The 22,701-nt window shown below is 68.1% G+C and carries 17 protein-coding genes; 11 read left to right on the top strand and 6 right to left on the bottom strand.

The features are described 5' to 3' along the window. Positions 1–55 precede the first annotated feature (55 nt). From typA to V7E46_RS15960, 11 genes are all read left to right on the top strand, one after another. Positions 56–1,921, top strand: a complete 1,866-nt coding sequence (gene typA / locus V7E46_RS16010) for a translational GTPase TypA (RefSeq protein WP_329175076.1) — start codon at positions 56–58, stop codon at positions 1,919–1,921. 385 nt (positions 1,922–2,306) lie between these two features. Continuing rightward, on the top strand, positions 2,307–3,959 hold the full coding sequence (locus V7E46_RS16005) for a peptide ABC transporter substrate-binding protein (protein ID WP_333769035.1): 1,653 nt from the start codon (positions 2,307–2,309) through the stop codon (positions 3,957–3,959). A 150-nt stretch (positions 3,960–4,109) separates the two neighbouring features. Then, entirely contained in the window at positions 4,110–5,033 is a 924-nt protein-coding gene (locus V7E46_RS16000; protein WP_329175074.1) for an ABC transporter permease, read from the top strand. Then, positions 5,026–5,964 (top strand): ABC transporter permease, encoded by a 939-nt coding sequence (locus V7E46_RS15995; protein ID WP_329175073.1) that lies wholly within the window; start codon positions 5,026–5,028, stop codon positions 5,962–5,964. Before V7E46_RS16000 ends, V7E46_RS15995 begins: the two co-directional genes overlap by 8 nt. Positions 5,965–5,975: 11 nt before the next feature. After that, positions 5,976–7,004: an ABC transporter ATP-binding protein gene (locus V7E46_RS15990; protein WP_329175072.1), complete on the top strand. Its 1,029-nt coding sequence runs from the start codon at positions 5,976–5,978 to the stop codon at positions 7,002–7,004. A 73-nt stretch (positions 7,005–7,077) separates the two neighbouring features. Continuing rightward, positions 7,078–8,142: an ABC transporter ATP-binding protein gene (locus V7E46_RS15985; protein ID WP_333769040.1), complete on the top strand. Its 1,065-nt coding sequence runs from the start codon at positions 7,078–7,080 to the stop codon at positions 8,140–8,142. A gap of 182 nt (positions 8,143–8,324) precedes the next feature. Further along, positions 8,325–9,977 (top strand): peptide ABC transporter substrate-binding protein, encoded by a 1,653-nt coding sequence (locus tag V7E46_RS15980; RefSeq protein WP_333769034.1) that lies wholly within the window; start codon positions 8,325–8,327, stop codon positions 9,975–9,977. A gap of 91 nt (positions 9,978–10,068) precedes the next feature. Then, on the top strand, positions 10,069–10,992 hold the full coding sequence (locus V7E46_RS15975; RefSeq protein WP_333769033.1) for an ABC transporter permease: 924 nt from the start codon (positions 10,069–10,071) through the stop codon (positions 10,990–10,992). Beyond that, a complete protein-coding gene (locus V7E46_RS15970) occupies positions 10,985–11,977 on the top strand; it encodes an ABC transporter permease (RefSeq protein ID WP_329175068.1) in 993 nt (330 codons plus the stop codon). Before V7E46_RS15975 ends, V7E46_RS15970 begins: the two co-directional genes overlap by 8 nt. A 13-nt stretch (positions 11,978–11,990) precedes the next feature. After that, complete coding sequence (locus tag V7E46_RS15965) at positions 11,991–13,040, top strand: ABC transporter ATP-binding protein (protein WP_333769032.1); 1,050 nt, start codon at positions 11,991–11,993, stop codon at positions 13,038–13,040. Next, positions 13,009–14,094: an ABC transporter ATP-binding protein gene (locus V7E46_RS15960; RefSeq protein WP_329175065.1), complete on the top strand. Its 1,086-nt coding sequence runs from the start codon at positions 13,009–13,011 to the stop codon at positions 14,092–14,094. Before V7E46_RS15965 ends, V7E46_RS15960 begins: the two co-directional genes overlap by 32 nt. Before the next feature lie 82 nt (positions 14,095–14,176). Here V7E46_RS15960 and V7E46_RS15955 read toward each other — a convergent pair whose 3' ends face one another. The 6 genes from V7E46_RS15955 to V7E46_RS15930 all read right to left on the bottom strand — a co-directional run. Continuing rightward, positions 14,177–15,307, bottom strand: a complete 1,131-nt coding sequence (locus V7E46_RS15955) for an ABC transporter ATP-binding protein (protein ID WP_329175063.1) — start codon at positions 15,305–15,307, stop codon at positions 14,177–14,179. A 23-nt stretch (positions 15,308–15,330) separates the two neighbouring features. Beyond that, positions 15,331–16,392: an ABC transporter ATP-binding protein gene (locus V7E46_RS15950; protein WP_329175062.1), complete on the bottom strand. Its 1,062-nt coding sequence runs from the start codon at positions 16,390–16,392 to the stop codon at positions 15,331–15,333. A gap of 10 nt (positions 16,393–16,402) precedes the next feature. Then, positions 16,403–17,380, bottom strand: a complete 978-nt coding sequence (locus tag V7E46_RS15945; protein WP_329175061.1) for an ABC transporter permease — start codon at positions 17,378–17,380, stop codon at positions 16,403–16,405. Between the two features lie 100 nt (positions 17,381–17,480). Next, positions 17,481–19,283 (bottom strand): ABC transporter substrate-binding protein, encoded by a 1,803-nt coding sequence (locus V7E46_RS15940; protein ID WP_333769031.1) that lies wholly within the window; start codon positions 19,281–19,283, stop codon positions 17,481–17,483. Between the two features lie 97 nt (positions 19,284–19,380). After that, positions 19,381–20,406 carry an ABC transporter permease gene (locus tag V7E46_RS15935; protein WP_329175058.1) on the bottom strand — a complete coding sequence of 342 codons (1,026 nt, stop codon included), beginning with the start codon at positions 20,404–20,406 and terminating at the stop codon, positions 19,381–19,383. Between the two features lie 619 nt (positions 20,407–21,025). Continuing rightward, a partial coding sequence (locus tag V7E46_RS15930; RefSeq protein WP_333769030.1) for a S9 family peptidase occupies positions 21,026–22,701 on the bottom strand: 1,676 nt, incomplete at its 5' end.

Here is a 22,701-nt window from a genome sequence, read left to right as displayed (position 1 = left end):
AGCGCGTCGAAGTGGAACGCGACGCCATCCACGATTCCGGGAGAAGCGCCGCCGCATGTCCACGCGCCACGATATTCGTAACGTCGCCATTGTCGCCCATGTCGACCACGGCAAGACGACCCTCGTCGACGCCATGCTCAAGCAGGCCGGGGCCTTTGCCGCACACCAGCATCTGGACGACCGGATGATGGACTCCAACGACCTGGAGCGCGAGAAGGGCATCACCATTCTCGCGAAGAACACCGCCGTGAAGTACCACCCCAAGGACGGCGGGGACCCGGTCACGATCAACATCATCGACACCCCGGGACACGCCGACTTCGGCGGCGAGGTCGAGCGCGGCCTGTCGATGGTGGACGCGGTCGTGCTGCTGGTGGACGCGTCCGAGGGACCGCTGCCGCAGACCCGGTTCGTCCTGCGCAAGGCGCTGACGGCCCGGCTGCCGGTGATCCTGTGCATCAACAAGACCGACCGCCCGGACTCCAGGATCGACGAGGTGGTCAACGAGACCTACGACCTCTTCCTCGACCTGGACGCGGACGAGGACCAGATCGAGTTCCCGATCGTCTACGCGTGCGCCCGAGACGGTATCGCCTCGCTGACCAAGCCGGAGAACGGCACAGTGCCGGCCGACAGCGACAGCCTGGAGCCGTTCTTCTCGGCGATCCTGTCCACCGTCCCCGCGCCCGTCTACGACGAGGAGGCCCCGCTCCAGGCGCACGTGACCAACCTGGACGCGGACAACTTCCTCGGGCGTATCGCGCTGCTGCGGGTCGAGCAGGGCCACCTGAAGAAGGGGCAGACCGTCGCGTGGATCAAGCGGGACGGCACCATCGCCAACGTCCGCATCAGCGAGCTGATGATGACCGAGGCGCTGACCCGCAAGCCCGCCGAGAGCGCGGGCCCCGGTGACATCTGCGCGGTCGCCGGTATCCCGGACATCATGATCGGCGAGACGCTGGCCGACCCGGAGAACCCGATCGCGCTGCCGCTGATCACGGTGGACGAGCCGGCCATCTCGATGACCATCGGTACGAACAGCTCGCCGCTGGTCGGCAAGGGCGGCAAGGGCCACAAGGTCACCGCCCGGCTGGTGCAGACCCGCCTGGAGCGGGAACTGATCGGCAACGTCAGCCTGCGGGTGCTGCCGACCGAGCGCCCCGACACCTGGGAGGTGCAGGGCCGCGGTGAGCTGGCGCTGGCCATCCTGGTGGAGACGATGCGCCGGGAGGGCTTCGAGCTGACCGTCGGCAAGCCCGAGGTGGTCACCAAGGAGATCAACGGCAAGCTCCACGAGCCGATCGAGCGGATGACCATCGACTCGCCCGAGGAGCACCTGGGCGCCATCACCCAGCTGATGGCAAGCCGCAAGGGCCGGATGGAGACGATGACCAACCACGGGTCCGGCTGGATCCGGATGGAGTGGATCGTGCCGTCCCGCGGCCTGATCGGCTTCCGCACCGAGTTCCTGACCCAGACCCGCGGTACGGGTATCGCGCACTCGATCTTCGAGGGCCACGAGCCGTGGTTCGGCGAGCTGCGCACCCGTAACAACGGCTCGCTGGTCGCCGACCGGGCCGGCGTGGTGACCGCGTTCGCGATGACCAATCTGCAGGAGCGCGGGGTGCTGTTCGTCTCGCCGACCACCGAGGTCTACGAGGGCATGATCGTCGGTGAGAACTCCCGTGCCGACGACATGGACGTGAACATCACCAAGGAGAAGAAGCTCACGAATATGCGGTCGTCGAACGCCGACGTCACCGAGTCCCTGGTGCCGCCGCGGATGCTCTCTCTTGAACAGTCCTTGGAATTCTGCAGGGACGATGAATGCATCGAAGTGACACCGGAGACGGTCAGGATCCGTAAGGTGGTCCTCGACCAGAAGGAGCGGGGCCGCGCGGCATCCCGTGCCAAGCGCTGACGCTCACTGAACCACCAAGGAGACGGTGAGGGGTCCAGGCTTCCCTGGACCCCTCTTGCGCGGCCTCATGGCGTCCGCTTTCCGGACATCAATCACCGTTAGATAGGTCACACTGCCCATTTAGCCGGTGTCTGTCTACGTTCCATAATGTCCGGATTCTGGAACGTGCTCACCGTTGATGTGACCAAAGCGAGACCAACCCTGTGTCGATCCGACTTCAAACGTGCCCGATAGTGGGACGAAGTTGAGCTCGGGTCAATGGGTCACGCGCTGATGGGGAGCGCCGACTCACGAGCACAGGAAGGCCGTAGTCGCTGTCAGGGGTGTCAGTGAGCGTCCGGCCTTCCTTTCACGTATCGACAGTGACTCCTGAGGAGGCAAACCCATGCGCGGTGCCAAGAGCGCCAAGTGGGTCGTAGGTGCGGCCGTCATCGCTCTCGCAGCGACCGCCTGCAGTTCGAGCGACGACTCGGACAAGGACAAGGGCAAGGCCAGCAGCGGATCAAGCGACGGGATCGTCAGAGCGTGGTGGGGCGACCCCCAGAACCCGCTCGAGCCTGCCAACACCAATGAGGTGCAGGGCGGCAAGGTCCTTGACATGATCTTCATGAACCTCAAGGAGTACGACGCCTCCGGCAAGGCCAACCTTGAGGCTGCTGACTCGATCACCACGACCGACCAGCAGAACTTCACCATCAAGATCAAGCCGGACCTGAAGTTCTCGGACGGTACCCCGGTCACCTCCGGCTCCTTCGTGGACGCCTGGAACTACGGTGCGCTGGTCACCAACAAGCAGCTGAACGCGTACTTCTTCGCCGACATCGACGGCTACGCGGCCGTCCACCCGTCGGACGACCCGGGCGCCAAGCCGACCGCGCAGACCATGTCCGGTCTGAAGGTCGTGGACGACCACACCTTCACGGTCAAGCTGACCCAGAAGTTCTCGACGTGGCCGGACCGCCTGGGCTACAAGGCCTTCGCGCCGCTGCCCAAGACGTTCTTCTCCAACCACGCGGCCTACCTGAACAAGCCGGTCGGCGACGGCCCGTACATGGTCGAGTCCTACACCAAGGGCGCGAGCATGAAGCTCGTTCCGAACCCGAACTACACGGGTCCGAACAAGCCGAAGAACAAGGGTGTCCTGCTCAAGGTCTACACCAGCGCCGACACGGCGTACGCGGACCTGCAGTCCGGCAACCTCGACGTCCTGGACAACATCCCGTCCGCGGACCTCTCGCACGTCAAGTCGGACCTGGACGGCCGCTACCTGAACCAGCCGGCCGGCATCATCCAGACGTTCTCGTTCCCCATGTACGAGGCGGCGTGGAACAAGCCGGGCATGGAGAAGGTCCGTCTGGGCATCTCGATGGCGATCGACCGCAAGACGATCACCGACAAGATCTTCAGCGGCACCCGTACCCCGGCCTCCGACCTCACCTCCCCGGTGCTGGGCGCGGCGGGCGGCTACAGCAGCACCCTCGCCGGTGACGCGGTCAAGTACGACCCGGCCAAGGCGAAGCAGCTCATCCAGGAGGGCGGCGGCCTGCCCGGCGGCCAGATGAAGATCGGTTACAACGCCGACGCCGACCACAAGGTCTGGGTCGACGCGGTCTGCAACAGCATCAACCAGGCGCTGGGCAACAACAAGGCCTGCGTCGGCGCCCCCACCGGCACCTTCGCGGACTTCCGCAACCAGATCACCAAGGGCCAGATGACCCAGCCGTTCCGTTCCGGCTGGCAGATGGACTACCCGCTGATCGACAACTTCCTGACGCCGCTGTACGCGACCGGCGGCAGCTCGAACGACTCGAAGTACAGCAACAAGACGGTCGACTCGCTGATCAAGCAGGCGAACGGCGAAGCCGACACCGCCAAGGCGACCTCGCTGTACCAGCAGGCAGAGGCTCAGGTCTTCAAGGACATGCCGGTCGTTCCGCTCTGGTACCAGAACGGCCAGGCCGGTTGGTCGTCCAAGGTCTCGCACGTGACCGAGAACGCGTTCAGTGTTCCCGTCTTCACCGAGATCACGGTCAACTGACCCTGAACCAGCACCACCTGCAGTAGGCGCGCCCGACAGGGGAGAAGTCCGGACGCGTTTGCGGGGGAACTGACAAACAACCGCTCGCGGTGTGGATGTCGGCCGGGGCCAAAAGCCCCGGCCGACGTCTGCCCGATCCCTGGAGGGCAGATGGGGCGCTACGTCATCAGGCGACTGCTCCAGATGGTTCCGGTCTTCATCGGAACCACTATGTTGATCTTCGTCATGGTCTACGGGCTCGGTGATCCCGTTGCCGCCATGTTCGGAGACCGTACGCCGGACCCCGCAACCGCGGCCCAGATCAGACACGACCTGCATCTGAACGATCCGCTGTGGCAGCAGTACGCGATCTACATGGGGCACATCTTCACCGGCAACTTCGGCACGGCGGCCAACGGCCAGCCGGTGACCGACCTGCTGGGCTCGGCGTTCCCCGTGACGCTGCGGCTGACCGTCATGGCCTTCGTCATCGAGGCGGTCGTCGGTGTCGCGCTCGGCCTGTTCGCCGGTCTGCGGCGCGGGCGGTTCCTGGACACCGGTGTACTGGCGATGACGCTGCTCGTGGTCTCGATCCCGACCTTCGTCACCGGCTTCGTGCTCCAGTACCTCCTGGGTGTCAGGTGGGGTGTGGTCCATCCTTCGGTCGGCGAGGGCGCGCCCTTCAAGGACCTGATCGTCCCCGGCCTCGTGCTCGCGGGTGTCTCCCTGGCGTACGTGGCCCGGCTGACCCGCACCTCGGTCGCCGAGAACTCGCGCGCCGACTACCTGCGCACGGCGGTGGCCAAGGGCCTGCCGCGGCGCCGGGTGATCACCGTGCACATGCTGCGCAACTCGCTGATACCCGTGGTGACCTTCCTCGGCACCGACATCGGCAACCTGATGGCCGGTGCGCTGGTGACCGAGCGGATCTTCAACATCCACGGCGTGGGTTACCAGATCTACCAGGGCATCGTGCGCAACAACCCGCCGACCGTCGTCGGCTTCGTGACGATCCTGGTGATCATCTTCCTGGCCGCCAACCTGCTCGTCGACCTGCTCTACGCGGTCCTGGACCCGAGGATCCGGTATGCCTGAGAACACCGACTCCGTGATCCTCGACAGCGCCGTCGCCGCCACCGGCGGACCGGCCGCGCTGCTCGGCGACCCGGAGAAGCGCGACAAGCCTCGCAGCCTGTGGACCGACGCCTGGTACGACCTGCGCCGCAAGCCGGTCTTCTACATATCGGCCCTGGTCATCCTGTTCCTGATCGTCATATCGATCTGGCCGGGCCTGATCGCCAGCCGCGACCCGCTGCAGTGCAACCTGATCGACTCGCAGAACGGCCCCAGCGCCGGCCACTGGTTCGGTTTCGACCAGCAGGGCTGCGACGTCTACACCCGTACCGTCTACGGTGCCCGCGCCTCGGTCGAGGTCGGCATCTTCTCGACGCTGGGTGTGGCCGTGCTCGGCGCGCTGCTCGGCGGCCTGGCCGGCTACTTCGGCGGCTGGCTGGACGCGATCCTCTCCCGGATCAGCGACATCTTCTTCGGCATCCCGATCCTGCTCGGCGGTGTGGTCTTCCTCTCCGCGGTCAAGGGCGGTTCGGTGACCACCGTGTCGACCTTCATCATCCTGCTGGGCTGGCCGCAGCTGGCCCGTATCGCCCGCGGCGCGGTGATCACCGCGAAGGAACAGGACTACGTGCTGGCCGCCAAGGCACTCGGCGCGGGCCACAGCAGGCTGCTGCTGCGGCACATCGCGCCGAACGCGCTGGCTCCGGTCATCGTATGGTCCACCATCGCGCTGGGCACCTTCATTTCGCTGGAAGCGACACTGTCCTTCCTCGGCGTCGGCCTCAAGCCGCCGGCCGTCTCGTGGGGTATCGACATCTCCTCGGCCGCGGAACAGATCCGCAACGCCCCGCACATGCTGCTGTGGCCCGCGGGCGCGCTGAGCGTGACGGTCCTGGCGTTCATCCTGCTCGGCGACGCGGTCCGCGACGCCCTCGACCCCAAGCTGCGCTAGGAGGGCGTACGTTGACTGTCATCGACGATATATCGGACGTTCCCGCACCCGACGCGAAGCTGGCGCCGCTGCTGGAAGTACGCGACCTGCACGTGGAATTCCACACCCGCGACGGCGTCGCCAAGGCCGTGAACGGTGTCAACTACTCGGTGAGCGCCGGCGAGACGCTGGCGGTGCTCGGCGAGTCCGGCTCGGGCAAGTCGGTGTCCGCGCAGGCGGTCATGGGCATCCTCGACATGCCGCCGGCCCGGATTCCCAAGGGCGAGATCCTCTTCCAGGGCCGCGACATGCTCAAGATGTCCGGCGAGGAACGGCGGAAGATCCGCGGCCGGAAGATCGCGATGATCTTCCAGGACGCGCTGTCCTCGCTCAACCCGGTGCTGAGCGTGGGCTACCAGCTCGGCGAGATGTACCGGGTGCACCAGGGCCTGTCCCGCAAGGACGCCAAGGCCAAGTCCATCGAGCTGATGGACCGGGTGCGCATCCCGGCCGCCAGGGAGCGGGTGGGCGACTACCCGCACCAGTTCTCCGGCGGTATGCGCCAGCGCATCATGATCGCCATGGCGCTGGCCCTCGAACCCGACCTGATCATCGCCGACGAGCCGACCACGGCCCTCGACGTGACGGTCCAGGCGCAGGTCATGGACCTGCTCGCGGAGCTCCAGCGCGAGTACAACATGGGCCTGATCCTGATCACCCACGACCTGGGCGTGGTCGCCGACGTCGCCGACAAGATCGCGGTGATGTACGCCGGCCGGATCGTCGAGGACGCCCCCGTCCACGACATCTACGCCAAGCCCGCCCACCCGTACACCAAGGGCCTGCTCCAGTCGATTCCGCGGCTGGACCAGAAGGGCCAGGAGCTGTACGCGATCAAGGGCCTGCCGCCCAACCTGACGCGTATCCCGCCGGGCTGCGCGTTCAACCCGCGCTGCCCGATGGCGCAGGACATCTGCCGTACCGACGTGCCCCCGCTGCACCCGGTCGGCCCCGCGCGCGGCAGCGCCTGCCACTTCTGGAAGGAGACTCTCGGTGAGTGAGCCCACCCTCTCCAAGGACCCCGAGTCCTCGGCGGCGGCGGAGACCGTCGCCGGCGAGGTCACCGCGCCCGAGATGCTGGTGGCCGAGTCCGCCGCGGCCGTGCTCGCCGACCGTGAGCCGATCCTCCAGGTGCGCAACCTGGTCAAGCACTTCCCGCTGACCCAGGGCATCGTCTTCAAGCGGCAGGTCGGCGCGGTCAAGGCCGTGGACGGCATCTCCTTCGAGCTCTACGCCGGCGAGACGCTGGGCATCGTGGGCGAGTCGGGCTGCGGCAAGTCCACCGTCGCCAAGCTGCTGATGAACCTGGAGCAGGTCACCGCGGGCGAGGTCTTCTACAAGGGCCAGGACATCACCAAGCTGTCCGGGCGCGCCTTGAAGGCGGTCCGGCGCAACATCCAGATGGTGTTCCAGGACCCGTACACCTCGCTGAACCCGCGGATGACGGTCGGCGACATCATCGGGGAGCCCTTCGACATCCACCCCGAGGTGGCGCCCAAGGGCGACCGCCGCAAGCGGGTCGAGGCGCTGCTCGACGTCGTCGGTCTGAACCCGGAGTACATCAACCGCTATCCGCACCAGTTCTCCGGCGGCCAGCGCCAGCGCATCGGCATCGCCCGCGGCCTCGCGCTCAACCCGGAGATCATCATCTGCGACGAGCCGGTCTCCGCGCTCGACGTGTCGGTGCAGGCGCAGGTCATCAACCTGATGGAGAAGCTCCAGGACGAGTTCAACCTGTCCTACATCTTCATCGCGCACGACCTGTCGATCGTCCGGCACATCTCCGACCGGGTCGGCGTGATGTACCTGGGCAAGATGGCCGAGATCGGCACCGACGCCGAGATCTACGAGCACCCCACCCACCCGTACACCCAGGCGCTGCTGTCCGCGGTGCCGGTGCCCGACCCCCAGGCGCGCGACCACCGGGAGCGCATCATCCTGTCGGGCGACGTGCCCTCGCCGGCGAACCCGCCGTCCGGGTGCCGTTTCCGCACCCGCTGCTGGAAGGCGCAGGAGCGGTGCGCGACGGAGGAGCCGCTGCTGGCGATCCCGACCCGCTTCGTGAACGCCGACACTCCGGCGGCGCACGAGTCCGCGTGCCACTTCGCCGAGGAGAAGGACGTGGTGGGCGCGGCCTGATCCGGTCCCGCCGCAACGACGTCAGAAGGGGCGCCCCCGCCGGGGGGCGCCCCTTCTGACGTCGTGTCGCGCTCTGGCCAACGCATTGGGTACGCGACACGCAGGAGTAGAAGTGCGGCTTTGCCGCAATTGCTGTGTCATGGGTAACGAAGTGTCATTTGTGACCCATGAGGAGGCACGCGATGCGCGGAGCCACGCGCGTGAAGTGGGCCGTCGGCGTGACAGCCGTCGCCCTGACGGCCGCCGCCTGCGGCGGCAGCAGTGACAGCGGTGGTAGCGGCAGCTCGACGGGCGGCAGCGGCGGCGGCATCGTACGGGCCTCCTGGGGCGACCCGCAGAACCCGCTGGAGCCGGCCAACACCACAGAGGTGCAGGGCGGCAAGGTGCTGGACATGATCTTCCGCGGCCTGAAGCAGTACAACCCGAAGACCGCCAAGGCCGAGAACATGATCGCCGACTCGATCACGACCTCGGACTCGCAGAACTTCGACATCAAGCTCAAGAGCGGCTGGACGTTCAGCAACGGCGAGCCGGTCAACGCGGACTCCTTCATCAACGCCTGGAACTACGACACGCTGCTGAAGAACGCCCAGCTCAACGCGAGTTTCTTCCAGTACATCGACGGTTACGACAAGGTCCACCCGGACACCAACGGCGCCAAGTCCACCGCCACCACGCTGTCCGGTCTGACGAAGGTCTCCGACACCGAGTTCAAGGTCAGGCTGAACCAGAAGTTCGCGCTCTTCCCCGACACACTGGGCTACGCGGCCTTCTACCCGCTGCCGAAGGCGTTCTTCAGCAACCGCACGGCGTGGCTGGCCAAGCCGGTCGGCAACGGCCCGTACGCGATCTCGTCGTACACCAAGGGCTCCAAGATGGAGCTGAAGAAGTGGGACGGCTACAAGGGTCCCGACCCGGCCCGGAACGGCGGGGTGGAGCTGCGGGTCTACACCGACAACAACACCGCGTACACCGACCTCCAGGCCGGCAACATCGACCTGGTCGACGACATCCCGGTCGCGCAGCTGCGGAACGTCAAGAGCGACCTGGGCGACCGCTACATCAACGTGCCGGCCGGCATCATCCAGACCATCGCCTTCCCGCTGTACAGCTCGCGCTGGTCGTCGGCGAACTCCGCGAAGGTCCGGCAGGGCCTGTCGATGGCGATCGACCGCAAGCAGATCACCGACACGATCTTCCAGCAGACCCGCACCCCGGCCACCGACTGGACCTCCCCGGTGCTCGGCAGCGCGGGCGGCTACAAGGCCGGGCTGTGCGGTGCCGAGTGCACCTACAACGCGGCCAAGGCCAAGCAGCTGGTCGCCGAGGGCGGCGGCCTGCCCGGCGGCAGGATCACCATCTCGTACAACGCGGACACCGGCTCCCACAAGACCTGGGTCGACGCGGTCTGCAACAGCATCAACAACGCGCTGGGCAACAACAAGGCCTGCGTCGGCGCCCCCGTCGGCACCTTCGCCGACTTCCGCAACCGGATCACCAGCAAGCAGATGAACGACCCCTTCCGGGCCGGCTGGCAGATGGACTACCCGCTGATCCAGGACTTCCTGCAGCCGCAGTACTTCACCGGTGCCTCCTCGAACGACTCGCACTACAGCAACGCCAACTTCGACAAGCTGGTCAACCAGGCGAACGCCGCCTCCTCCACCGCCGACTCCGTCAGCAAGTTCCAGGACGCGGAGAAGCAGCTGGTCACCGACATGCCCGCGATCCCGCTGTGGTACCAGAACGGCAGTGCCGGCTACTCGGCCAACCTCTCGAATGTCGCCCTGAACCCGTTCAGCGTGCCCGTCTACAACGAGATCAAGGTCAAGTGACACCGCGGCCGGGAGCCGCCGCACCGGACATCGCACCGGCAGCGGCGGCCCCCGGCCCCCACATTCCCCGGAACTCCCCGGAAGGCTCCGCATGGGACGCTATGTGATCCGGCGGCTGCTCCAGATGATCCCGGTGTTCATCGGCAGCACGTTCCTGATCTTCTTCATGGTCTACGCGCTCGGCGACCCGGTCGCCGCGCTCTTCGGCGACCGTGCGCCCGACCCGGCCACCGCCGCCCAGATCCGGCACGACCTGCACCTCGACGACCCGTTGTGGAAGCAGTACCTGATCTACATGAAGAACATCTTCACCGGCGACTTCGGCACCGCCTTCAACGGGCAGTCGGTCACCAGCCTGATGGGCAGCGCCTTCCCTGTCACCATCCGGCTGACCATCGTGGCGATCCTCTTCGAGATCATCATCGGCATCACCCTGGGCGTGCTCACCGGCATGAAGCGCGGCAAGCCGGTCGACACCGGGGTGCTGCTGCTCACCCTGATCGTGATCTCGGTGCCGACCTTCGTCACCGGCTACGTGCTCCAGTACCTCTTCGGCGTCCAGCTCAAATGGACCAGCCCCTCGGTGTCGCCGGACGCGCCCTTCAACGAGCTGATCCTGCCCGGCCTCGTGCTCGCCCTGGTGTCGCTGGCCTACGTCACCCGGCTGACCCGCACCTCGATCGCCGAGAACACCCGCGCCGACTACCTGCGCACCGCCGTCGCCAAGGGCCTGCCGCGGCGCCGGATCATCGTCAGGCACCTGCTGCGCAATTCGCTGATCCCGGTGGTGACCTTCATCGGCACTGACATCGGCTTCCTCATGGGCGGCGCGATCGTCACCGAGCGGATCTTCAACATCCACGGCGTCGGCTACCAGCTCTACCAGGGCATCCTGCGCAACAACGCGCCGACCGTGGTCGGCTTCGTCACCATCCTGGTGCTGGTGTTCCTGATCGCGAACCTGCTGGTCGACCTGCTCTACGCGGTCCTGGACCCGAGGATCCGTTATGCCTGACAGCAATCCGCTGGACCCCGAGCAGGGGCCCATCGCGCCCGGCGGCGGCTACGGCGGCGGCATGGACCTGGCGGCCTCCGACGCGGCGGCCCTGGAGCGCGAGCCGGGACAGGGCCAGGACGCGGGCGGCCCGACGGGCAAGCCGCGCAGCCTGTGGTCGGACGCCTGGCGCGACCTGAGGCGCAACCCGATCTTCATCATCTCGGTGCTGATCATCCTCTTCCTGGTCTTCATCTCGCTGTGGCCCGGCACCATCGCCACCCAGGACCCGCTGCAGGCCAACCTGCTCAAAGCGCAGGCAGGGCCGGCGCCCGGCCACCCGTTCGGCTTCGACACGCAGGGCCGCGACGTCTACACCCGGGTGGTCTACGGAGCCCGCGCCTCGGTCACCGTGGGCGTGTGCGCGACCGCGGGCGTGGTGCTGCTCGGCAGCGTGCTCGGCGGCCTGGCCGGCTTCTTCGGCGGCTGGTGGGACTCGATCCTGTCCCGGATCAGCGATGTCTTCTTCGGCATCCCCGTGGTGCTCGGCGGCCTGGTGTTCCTGTCGGTGGTCACCAACAGCACGGTGTGGCCGGTGGTCGGCTTCATGGTGCTGCTCGGCTGGCCGCAGATCGCCCGTATCGCCCGCGGCTCGGTCATCACCGCCCGGGAGAACGACTACGTCCAGGCCGCCCGAGCCCTGGGCGCCGGCAACTCCCGGATGCTGCTGCGGCACATCGCGCCCAACGCGGTCGCCCCGGTGATCGTGGTCGGCACCATCGCGCTGGGCACGTACATCGCCCTCGAAGCCACGCTGTCCTACCTCGGTGTCGGCCTCAAACCGCCGACCGTCTCCTGGGGGATCGACATCTCCGACGCGTCCAGCCAGATCCGCAACGCCCCGCACATGCTGCTGTGGCCGGCCGGCGCGCTGAGCCTGACCGTCCTGGCGTTCATCATGCTCGGCGACGCGGTGCGCGACGCCCTCGACCCCAAGCTGCGCTGAGGAGCCCGCCGATATGGCCACAAGTGTCGAGCCGAGCACGGAGAACGGCGGTACGGGCATCGGCCCGCTGCTCGACGTACGTGATCTGCACGTGGAATTCCGCACCAGGGAAGGCACCGCCAGGGCCGTCAACGGCGTGGAATACGCGGTCGACGCCGGCGAGACGCTGGCGGTGCTCGGCGAGTCGGGCTCCGGCAAGTCGGTCACCGCCCAGGCGATCATGGGCATCCTGGACTCCCCGCCGGGTTTCGTCACCCAGGGGAAGATCCTCTTCCAGGGCCGCGACCTGCTCACGCTGGGCACCGAGGAGCGCCGCAAGGTGCGCGGCGCCAGGATGGCGATGATCTTCCAGGACGCGCTGTCCTCGCTCAACCCGGTACTCGACGTGGGGGAGCAGCTGGGCGAGATGTTCACCGTGCACCGCGGAATGTCCCGCAAGCAGGCCCGCGCCAAGGCGATCGAGCTGATGGAGCGGGTCCGCATCCCGGCCGCCAAGGAGCGCGTCAGGAGCTACCCGCACCAGTTCTCCGGCGGTATGCGGCAGCGGGTGATGATCGCCATGGCGATGGCGCTGGAACCCGAGCTGATCATCGCCGACGAGCCGACCACCGCGCTCGACGTCACCGTGCAGGCCCAGGTGATGGACCTGCTCGCGGAGCTCCAGCGCGAGTACAACATGGGCCTGATCCTGATCACCCACGACCTCGGGGTGGTCGCCGACGTCGCCGACAAGATCGCGGTGATGTACGCCGGTCGGATCGTGGAGACCTCGCCGGTCCACGACATCTACCGGGCGCCCGCCCACCCGTACACCAAGGGCCTGCTCGACTCGATCCCGCGGCTGGACCAGAAGGGCCGGGAGCTGTACGCGATCAAGGGCCTGCCGCCGAACCTGCTGCACATCCCGCCGGGCTGCGCCTTCAACCCGCGCTGCCCGCGGGCGCGGGACATCTGCCGCACCGACGTGCCGCCGCTCTACCGGGTCAGCCAGGACCGGGCCAGCGCCTGCCACTTCTGGAAGGAGACCCTCGGTGACGACAGCGTCGCAGCCGACAAGGCCTGAGCCGCCCGATCGCACTCCCGCCGAGCGCGAGCCGATCCTCGAAGTGCGCAACCTGGTCAAGCACTTCCCGCTGACCCAGGGCATCGTCTTCAAGCGGCAGGTCGGCGCGGTCCAGGCGGTCGACGGGGTGTCCTTCGACCTCTTCCCCGGCGAGACGCTGGGCATCGTCGGCGAGTCCGGCTGCGGCAAGTCCACCGTCGCCAAGCTGCTGATGAACCTGGAGCAGCCGACCGCGGGGGAGATCCGCTACCGGGGAGAGGACATCACCAGGCTGTCCGGCAAGGCGCTGAAAACCGTCCGGCGCAACATCCAGATGGTCTTCCAGGACCCGTACACCTCGCTCAACCCGCGGATGACGGTCGGCGACATCATCGGGGAGCCGTACGAGATCCACCCCGAGGTGGCGCCCAAGGGCGACCGCCGCAAGCGGGTGCGGGACCTGCTGGACGTGGTCGGCCTGAACCCGGAGTACATCAACCGCTATCCGCACCAGTTCTCCGGCGGCCAGCGCCAGCGCATCGGCATCGCCCGGGGCCTGGCGCTGCGGCCCGAGATCATCGTGGCCGACGAGCCGGTCTCGGCGCTCGACGTGTCGGTGCAGGCCCAGGTGGTCAACCTGATGGAGAAGCTGCAGGACGAGTTCAACCTGTCCTACATGTTCATCGCACACGACCTGTCGATCGTCCGGCACATCTCCGACCGGATCGGGGTGATGTACCTGGGCAAGATCGTGGAGATCGGCGCCGACGAGGAGATCTACTCCCACCCCACCCACCCGTACACCCAGGCGCTGCTGTCGGCGGTGCCGGTGCCCGACCCCGAGGCGCGCGAGTACCGGGAGCGGATCATCCTGGTGGGGGACGTGCCCTCGCCGGCCGATCCGCCGTCCGGCTGCCGCTTCCGCACCCGCTGCTGGAAGGCGCAGGAGCGCTGCGTGGTCGAGGAGCCGCTGCTCGCGGTGCCCGAGGTCTTCCGCGGCACCGCGGGTCCCGCCGAGCACGACTCGGCGTGCCACTTCGCGGAGGAGCGGCAGGTCGTACCGCGCGGGAAGTGAGCCGGCCCGCGGCCGTGCCGGTGCGCCGCGCACGAGCCGTACGGACCGCGCCGGGGCCGTTCGGCGCGGTCCGTACGGCGGCTCACTCCGGACGGTCGGAGGCGTCCTCCAACGCGGCGAGTGCCGGGTCCATCACGATGTCCTCGCCGCGCGCGGCGATCGTCGGCTCCTCGGGGAAGTGGCAGGCGGTCAGATGCCCGTCGGCGGCGCCGCCCAGCTGGACCAGCGGCGGCTCCTGCTCCGCGCACTTGTCCTGGGCCTTCCAGCAGCGGGTGCGGAAGCGGCAGCCCGACGGCGGGTTGATCGGCGAGGGCACGTCACCGGCCAGCCGGATCCGCTCCCGCTCCTGCTGCCCCTCCTCCAGCTCCACCTCCGGCACCGCCGACAGCAGCGCGTGGGTGTACGGGTGGCGCGGGCGCTGGTAGATCGAGTCGCGGTCGCCGACCTCCATGATCTTGCCCAGGTACATCACCGCGACCCGCTCGGAGAAGTGCCGGACGATCGCCAGGTCGTGCGCGATGAACAGGAACGCGATGCCCAGCTCCCGCTGCACCTTCTGCAGCAGGTTGACCACCTGGGCCTGGATCGACACGTCGAGCGCGGAGACCGGCTCGTCGGCCACGATCAGCTTGGGCTCCAGCGCCAGCGCCCTGGCCACCCCGATGCGCTGCCGCTGGCCGCCGGAGAACTCGTGCGGGAAGCGGTTGAAGTGCTCCGGGTTGAGCCCGACGGTCTCCAGCAGCTCGCGGACCCGCTTGTCCCGGCCGCCCGGCGGGTTGATGCCGTTGATCTCCATCGGGCCGCCGACGATCGTCCCCACCGTCTGCCGCGGGTTCAGCGACGAGTACGGGTCCTGGAAGATCATCTGTATCTCGGACCTGACCGGCGCCAGCTCCTTGCGGGTGGCGTGCGTGATGTCCCGGCCCCGGTAGCTGATGCTGCCCGAGGTGGGCTCCAGCAGCCGGGTGATCAGCCGCCCGGTGGTGGACTTGCCGCAGCCGGACTCGCCGACCAGGCCGAAGCTCTCGCCCGCGTGCACGGCCAGGTCGATGCCGTCCACCGCCTGCACCGCGCCGACCTGGCGTTTGATCGGGAAGCCGCCCATGACGGGGAAGTACTTGGTGAGCCCGCTGACCTGCAGCAGGGTTTCGCCGGGCTGTTCCGCGGCGGCGGCCCCGGCCGGCGCCTTGGACAGTGAGATGTCGTTGCTCATGTGATGCCTGCCCCAGTGACCGGTCAGCCGAGCCGCGGCTGAATCGTCTCGATGAACACGGACCGCTTCTGGTCGTCCGTGAGATGGCACGCGGAGCCGCGCCCGAGCGGCAGCTCCGGCCGCTCGACCGAACACCGGGCGCCACCCACCAGGTCGGTGAAGCCGCAGCGCGGGTGGAAGGCGCAGCCGGGCGGCGGGGACAGCAGGCTCGGCGGCGCCCCCGGGATCGGGTTCAGCGGCTCCGACACGTCCGACAGCAGCCGCGGCATCGACCCCAGCAGCCCCCAGGTGTAAGGGTGCTGCGGCTCGCTGATCAGCTCACGGACCGAACCGCGCTCCACGGCCCGCCCCGCGTACATCACCAGCAGGTCGTCGGCGACCTTGGACACCACGCCCAGGTCGTGGGTGATCAGGATGATCGCCGAGCCGAACTCCTGCTGGAGGTCCTTGAGCAGGTCCAGGATCTGCGCCTGCACGGTCACGTCGAGCGCGGTCGTCGGCTCGTCGGCGATCAGCAGGTCGGGGTTGCACACCAGCGACATGGCGATCATCGCCCGCTGCCGCATACCGCCGGAGAACTGGTGCGGGTAGTCGTCCACCCGCATCCTGGGCTGCGGGATGCCGACCTTCTCCAGCATCTCGATGGCCCGCTCGCGGCCCTCCCGCTTGCTGGCGCCCTTGTGCTTGATGTACGGCTCGGCGATCTGCCGCCCGATCGTGTAGTACGGCGACAGGGCGGTCAGCGAGTCCTGGAAGATCATCGCCATCTTGTCGCCGCGCAGCCGCTCAAGGGTGCGGTTGCTCGCCCCGGTCAGCTCCTGGCCGTCCAGCACGATCTCGCCGGCGACCTCGGTGGTCCTGGGGTTGTGCAGGCCCAGCACGGTCAGGTTGGTCACCGACTTGCCGGAGCCCGACTCGCCGACGATGCCCAGCGTCTGACCGCGCTCCAGGTCGAACGACAGCCCGTCGACGGCCTTGACGACGCCGTCCTCGGTCGAGAACCGCACGTACAGGTCGCGGACCGACAGAAAAGCGTCGGACGCGGCCGGGGCGGCATCTTCCTCCGGTTTGGTCATGGTGGTCACTGACGGTCTCCTAGGACAGCCGCACGCGCGGGTCGATGAACGCGTAGGCGGCGTCCACGATGATGTTGAACAGGACGATCAGGGCGGCGCTGAACAGCATCACGCCCATCAGCATGGGCAGGTCCGTCTTGTTCACCGAGTCGAGCGCGAGCCGCCCGAGCCCGGTGAGCTGGAACGTCCACTCGGTGATCATCGCGCCGCCGAGCAGCGACCCGAGGTCGATGCCGAGGATGGTGACGATCGGGATCAGCGAGCCGCGCCAGGCGTAGCGGAAGAACACGTAGCGGCTGGACATGCCCTTCGCCACGGCGGTCCGCACGTGCTCCTCCTGGAGCTGCTCGATCATCGTGGAGCGCGCCATGCGGGTGTAGTTCGCGGTGAAGATGATCGACAGCACGCACCAGGGGATCAGCAGGCCATTGAACCAGGCCACCGGATTGTCGGTGAACGGCACGTACTTGGGCTGGTCCAGGATGTGGTTGTTGTAGACCAGCAGGGCCAGCACGATCGGGCCGACGAAGTAGATCTGCATCGAGCTGAGCACCAGCGACGCGGAGCTGAACGCCTTGTCGACGAAGGTGCCGCGCTTCCAGGCGGCGAGCATGCCGGTACCGAGGCCGATCAGCAGGAAGACGGCCATACCGCCGACGGCCAGCGACAGTGTGGTGGGCAGCCGGTCCATCAGGGTCGGCCAGACCGGCTCGCTGTTGGCGAAGGAGTAGCCGAAGCAGGGCGCGGGGCAGTTGCCGGTGCTGAAGCGGTGACCGGTGAAGATCCGCGTCATGAAGTTGTAGTACTGCACCGGCACCGGGTGGTCGAGGCCCAGATTGTGGTGGATGATCCGCAGGTTGTCGGGCGTGCAGTTCTTTCCGCAGGACAACAGCGCCGGATCGTGGGGGATCGCGAAGAACAGGAAGAAGGTGAAGGCGCTGATGAACAGCAGGATGACCACAGCGCCGAGCGTCCGGCGGACGAGGAATCGAAGCATGGCGGTCGCAGCTCTCTGAGGACGGCGGCGGTGGCGGACCGGGCGGCGCCCCCGTGGGGCCGGACGGTGTCCGGCCCCACGGGGACTGTGCGCGGGGTGGTTACTTCTTGAGGTAGAGCTTGGTCGCGTCGATGCCGGAGAACATGTTGTTGTAGACGGCACCGCCGACCTTGGAACCGAACAGCTGGAGCTGCTTGTAGTAGACGGTCGGCACGGCGGGGATCACCTTGGTGAGGATGTAGGTGTTCAGCGCGAACCAGGCCTGCTGCGCCTGCTGCGGGTCGGTGATCGCCGAGATCCGGTCGATCTCGCTGTTGATGTGCGGGTCGTTGACGTGCGAGTAGTTCGGCGCCTGGTCGGAGATGGTCCGGCCGTCGAAGACCGGCGGGATCACCGTCAGCGCGCTGGGCCAGTCGGCGCCCCACGCCTGCGAGTAGATGTCGTACGGGTTGTCGACCTTGCCGATCAGGTCGTAGTACGTGTCGGACGGCAGTTCCTTGCGCTGCACGTCGAAGCCCGCGGCCTTGAGCGCGGCGGCGATGGCCACCGAATACTGCTGGCCCTGCGTGCTGTTGACGTACGCGTAGGTGATCTTGGTGTTCAGCTTGCCCGCGTCCGTGAGGATCTTCTTGGCCGCGACCTGGTCGCCGTTGGGGTTGGCGACCTTGCCCAGCGGGTCGGCCTTCTGGTAGCCGGCCAGCGCGGGGCTGATGTAGCCGCCCGCGTACTCGGCGCCGTAGGTCGCACCGAGCGCCTGGTAGACGGGCTTGGTCGGGATCGCCAGCGCCAGCGCCTTGCGGACGTTGAGGTCGGTGACCTTCTTCATGTTGAAGTCGATCTGGCCGACGAAGGGCTGGTAACCGGCCACCGTCCGCTTGTAGATCGCCGGCGTGCCCACCACGGTCGGGGTGTTGTCGGTGTCGACCGGGTTCGAGAAGCTCACCGAGTTCTGGTTCTCACCCGAGTCGGACATCAGCCGCTTGGTGGAGTCCTCGAACTGGTGGTTGAAGGTGATCGCGAAGCCGTCCACGTACTGGTGCCGGGCCGGGTCGCTGTTCGGGTCCCAGTTCGGGTTCTTCACCAGGGACATCGACTTGCCCTGGTCGAAGCTCTTGATCATGTACGGACCCGAGGCCACCGGCGCCTTGTCGTACTTGAGCTGGGTGTCCTTCGCGGAATCGACCACCGAGTAGCCGGGCATCGCGAACAGGTAGGGGGCGTCGGTCTGCGGCTTGGCGAAGTGGAAGACGACGGTCTTCGCGTCCGGCGTGGCCAGCAGCGAGTCCGGCAGGTGCTTGCCCTTGTACGGGCCGTCCGGCAGCAGCTTGCGGTAGTCGGTGCCGCTGACGTTGGCCAGCCACTGCTGGAGGTAGACCGGGCCGTTGGTCACGAACGGGGCGAACATCCGCTCCACCGACCAGCGGATGTCCTTGGACGTGATCGGCGTACCGTCGGAGAACTTGATGCCGTCCTTGAGGTGGAACGTCCAGGTCTTGCCGCCGTCCGACTGCTCACCGCTGTTGGTGGCCAGGTCGCCGACCACCGTGTAGGTGCCCTTGTTGTCCAGCTTGTACGTCGTCAGGCCGCGGTGTATCAGCGTCGCCAGCTGGCCCTCGTTCTGCACGTATATCTGGGCCGGGTCCAGGTGGGTGTAGCTGTCCCGCTCCAGGACGTTCATCGTGCCGCCGGTCACCGCGCCGGGCACCGGCTCGGCCGGGCCCTTCGACGCCGCGTCGTCACCGAAGGTGATCTGGCCCGCCAGCTGCTGGGCGCTCTTGCTCTGCTTCGCCTTGGCGTCCTTGTTCTCGCCGGTGCTGTCACCGCCGCCCCCGCCACTGCTGCACGCGGTAAGGACCAGCGCGCCGGCTGCGACAGCCACCAGCGTCGCTCGGGTTCTACGCATGTAGAGTCTCATATCGGTTCTTGCACCCCTGTTCGTTGATGCTGTGAGCTGCCTGGCCGGTCCGGTGCGGGGCTGCGCCGCCCCCACAACGGTGTCCCTAACGCGCGGCCTTCGGGTCGAAGGCGTCCCGGACCGAGTCCCCGAGCAGGTTGAACGCGACGATGAAGATCACCATCGCGATCCCGGGGAAGAACATGTACGTGAGGTCGTTCTGATAGACCTCACCGCCGCGGGCGAACATGCGTCCCCAGTCCGGCGTGGGCTCCACGAGCCCGACACCCAGGAACGACAGCCCGGCTTCCGCGGTCACGAAGCTGGGCAGCATCAGCGTGCTCTGCACGAGGATCGGCGTGACGAGGTTCGGCAGCAGCTCGCGGCGGACGATGCGCCACGACGAGGCCCCGGTGACCCGGGCCGCCTCGATGAACTCCCGCTCCCGCAGGCTCAGCACCTGGCCGCGCAGCAGTCGGGACAGACCCATCCAGCCCAGGAACCACTGCACCGTGATCAGCGCCACCACCCGCAGGTACGTCGGCGTCTCGTCGGTCGGGCTCACGAAGATCGCGGTGACCACCGGCATGACGGCGACGAAGAACAGCTGCGCGGGAAAGGCCATCAGCAGGTCGGTGAGCCGGCCGATGAAGTAGTCCACCCGGCCGCCGAGGTAGCCGGCCGAGATGCCCAGCAGGATCGCGGTGACCGTCACCACGATCGTCACCGCGACGGCGATGCCCAGCGAGGTGCGGATGCCGTAGAGCAGCTGGGTGAACACGTCCCGCCCGAGGTTCGGCTCGATGCCGAACCAGAACCGGCTGCTGATACCGCCGTTGGGCGCGATCGGGTAGCCGAAGTCGTTGAGCAGGCCGGGCTCGTTCTGCCCGTACAGCGTGTACGGGTTCTTGCCGTACAGCTTCGCGATGAGCGGCGCGAAGATCGCGATCACGAAGAAGAACGCGACCACGTAGGCCGAAATGACCCCCGTGCGGTCGCGTTTGAAGCGACGCCACATCAACTGGCCGGGTGACCGGCCGACCAGCTCGGCCGCGACCGCGGGCGGGGCGGCGGTGACCTCATCCGGCTCTCCGGGCGTGCCGGAGACCGTGGTCTCGGTGGAACTCGTCATCGCGATAGCCCCCGCTACAGGATTGGGACGGCGCGACGGGCTGACGCGTCGCGAGTTGCCCGGACTGTCGCAATGAAAGCAACTTCCAGTCAAGGGGGCGTGGAAGGAAGAAAGCGTGATCGTCTGCTTCTTGAGCGAACATTGAGCAGATTGACGTCCAGGCGTGCTTGACAGCCTCCGACTGGGGGGGGACTTGTCGGACTTGCCCGGGCGAATTGCGTTAACACGCGAGCAACAAAGCTGTCGTCTGACCGATATACGGACCGCGGTTCCTGGTCACCGCACGCCATTCCCTCCGGGGGCGGTCGCGCTGAGTGGCGGGCCCGGTAGCGCAGTTCCGCCCCATGGCTTCGCCTGGGGGGTTCCACTTGCGGTGGGTGCGTGCCGGCTGCGCCGTCCCGGCCGGCCGCGCGGTTCCGCCCGCTGGGCTTCGCTTGGGGGTACCCCCGGCCCCCTGACGGCTGCCCTCCGCGGCAGAGGAGCCGAGCCCCGCGGGGGTGCGGGGAACCGCGCGCGCAACCACGGCGCGGCGCCACCGTGAACGCCACACGAAGTGGCTACCCCTCGGGGGCGCGGGGGAATTGGGCGACCGGCCCGCCACCGGGGGAAGGTGCGGGGACTACGCCCCGGTGCGGAGCGAGCGGCGCAGGAAGTCCACCTGGAGGAGAAGCAGGTTCTCCGCCACCTGCTCCTGCGGGGTCATGTGCGTGATGCCGCCCGACAGCGGCAACACCTCGTGCGGGCGGCCGGCCACAAGCAGCGCCGTGGACAGCCGCAACGCGTTCGCCACCAGGACGTTGTCGTCGGCGAAGCCGTGCACGATCATCAACGGCCGCGTCGGCTCGGCGAGTCCGGGAATCCCGTCGGCGGTGACGACCGAGTTGCGGTCGTAGGCCGCGGCCTGCTCCTCCGGGTCGCCGAGATACCGCTCGGTGTAGTGCGTGTCGTACAGCCGCTGGTCGGTCAGCGGAGCCCCCGCGACACCCGCGTGGAAGACGTCGGGCCGGCGCAGCACCGCGAGCGCGGCCAGCGTGCCGCCGAAGGACCAGCCGCGGATGGCGACCCGGCCGAGGTCGAGCGGGTGGACCTCGGCGAGCGCGTGCAGCGCCTCGATCTGGTCGTCGAGGACCACCTCGGCCAGCCGCCCGCCGGAGATGCCCTTCTCCCATTCGGGGGAGCGCCCCGGTGTCCCGCGGCCGTCGGCGACGATCACCGCGAAGCCCTGGTCGGCGAACCACTGCGAGACCAGGTGCGGGTTGTGCGCGGCCAGCACGCGCTGCCCGTGCGGACCGCCGTAAGGGTCCATCAGCACCGGCAGCGGGCCGTCGCCCTCGGCATACCCGGCGGGCAGCAGCACCGCGCACGGGATGCGCCGCTTGCCGGCCTCGGTGAGGCGCACCCGGGCGGTGAGCGACGGTGTCTCGGCGTACGAGGCGACGACGGCGGCCGTACGCCCGGAGCGCAGCACCCGGACCGCCGAGCCGGGCCGGTCGGGCACCGCGGAGACCAGGACGGTGACCTCGCCGGAGCGCACCGCGAAATGCACGCCCGGCTCGTCGCTGACCCGGACCGCGCCGTCCGGGGTCACCCGGTGGACGTGGATCTGCCCGGTCTCCGGGTCGGCCGCGTCCGGTCCCGCCGAGGCGCTGACCAGGATGTCGCCGCCGTCGGCGTCCAGTACCGCCCGGACGTGCAACTCGCCGCCGGTGAGCACCCGGTCACCGGCCATCAGCACCCGGACGCCGTCCACGTCGGTGATCCGCAGCAGTGTCCCGTCGGGTCGCAGAGCGGGCACACCGGGGAAAAGATCCAGCCAAATTCGATCTTCCTCGGTGACGGCGGTCCCGGTCGCGCCGGTCGCGAGGTCCACCGTCAGATACCGCTGGGTGCGCTGGTCGCGCGCCTGCACCAGCAGCACCGGCGGGCCCGCGGCCGTCCAGTGCACCGCCGCCAGGTACGGGAAGCGCTCCCGGTCCCATGCCACGTCCCGCCGGCTGCCGTCGAGGCCGAGCAGCGCGAGGGTGACCTCCGCGTTGGCCGTGCCCGCCGCCGGATAGGCGACCTCGGCGGGCGCCCGGTCGGGCTGCGCGGGCTCGGAGATCCAGCGCCGCTGCACCCCCGACTCGTCCACCCGGGCGGCCAGCAGCGCGGAGCTGTCCGGCGCCCACCAGAAGCCGCGCGAGCGGCCCATCTCCTCGGCCGCGATGAATTCCGCGAGGCCCCATGTCACCTGCCCGCCGTCCGGCTCGGCCAGCGCGCGCCCGCCGCCGCCGTCCGCCCCGACCACCCGCAGCG

It is taken from the genome of Streptomyces sp. IBSBF 2435 (genome assembly GCF_036815005.1).
In the GTDB taxonomy this organism is placed as follows: Bacteria; Actinomycetota; Actinomycetes; order Streptomycetales; family Streptomycetaceae; genus Actinacidiphila.
The sequence above is the reverse complement of the archived record's forward strand: the minus strand, read 5'-3'. Positions and strand labels throughout refer to the sequence as shown.